The organism is Agrobacterium sp. MCAB5 (assembly GCF_052114365.1).
Classification (GTDB): Bacteria; Pseudomonadota; Alphaproteobacteria; order Rhizobiales; family Rhizobiaceae; genus Agrobacterium; species Agrobacterium tumefaciens.
In genome coordinates this window covers 1-962 of record NZ_JBFREP010000053.1, presented here as the reverse complement: position 1 = coordinate 962, position 962 = coordinate 1, and the positions used below count along the sequence as shown (strand labels likewise).

Annotated in this window: 2 protein-coding genes; both read right to left on the bottom strand. The window is 59.6% G+C overall.

The annotated features are described in order from the left end of the window. On the bottom strand, positions 1-488 hold a 488-nt coding region (locus AB4Z23_RS27230; protein WP_441361150.1), incomplete at its 3' end, for a phosphatidate cytidylyltransferase. Beyond that, positions 485-962, bottom strand: a 478-nt coding sequence (locus AB4Z23_RS27225; protein ID WP_441361149.1) for a lysophospholipid acyltransferase family protein, incomplete at its 5' end; no start/stop codon positions are given. The genes AB4Z23_RS27230 and AB4Z23_RS27225, both read right to left, overlap by 4 nt.

Genomic DNA, 962 nt, shown 5'->3' with positions numbered 1-962 from the left:
TGACTGATGCAGTACACGGAAAGCATGATACCCCATTGCTGTTCACTGACACGCTCGAGGAAACGAGAAGTGTCGCCGCGCATCGCCGTCAGAGCCGGCATGGCCAGGAAGCAATAGACCGGAATGAAGATCGAATAGAGCCCATACCAGTCGATCCAGATCAGGTAATATTGCACCGGGATGATGACCAGAAACATGCCAAGCAAGGTCCAGCGATCTGCATGGCGCGTATTGGTCAGTGTTACGTATTCCCGCAAAGCGGCGAATGAAACGAAGGCGAAAAGCAGCAGCACGCCGCCTGTGCCCATCAGGAAGGCGAAGCTGATGCCCGCCACCATGATCCACCATGCCTTGATGCGCGCATTGAGATTGTTCAGCGCCGACGGCAGGGGTTTCGGGCTGCGCCAGGATAACATGCCTGCAACGACGCTCGCCGTCGAGAGCACGCCGACCAGACCAAAGAAAAGGCGCGTGGTATCGTCGCTCATCGGCTGTTTCCATCCTTTCGGGGTGCAAGTGTCAGAAGAGCCTGGCGGGCACGGTCGAGAAAGTCCTTACGGTCCTCTCCCTCGTCAAGCGCCACCGGCGCGCCGAAGACGACCCGGCACAGCAGTGGTATGGGCAGAAGAGCACCCTTGGGCAAAACGCGTGACATGTTCTCTATCCAACAGGGAACCAGTTCGACGTCCGGCCGGGCAACCGCAAGATTGTAGAGGCCGGAACGAAACCTCAGCAGCGGCTGCTCCGTCATGTTACGCGTTCCCTCCGGAAAGAAGATGAGCGATTGACCCGCATCGAGCGCATTGAGCATGACCTGCATCGGATCTGCGGTCCGCTCCACCCAGTTGCGCTCCACCAGCACCGTTCGCAGCAGCCGGCGAGAGATGAATTGGCGGACACGACCCGAACTCCAGTAATCCGCACCTGCGACCGCCGCCGTCCGGCTGCGCTCGGCTGGGATC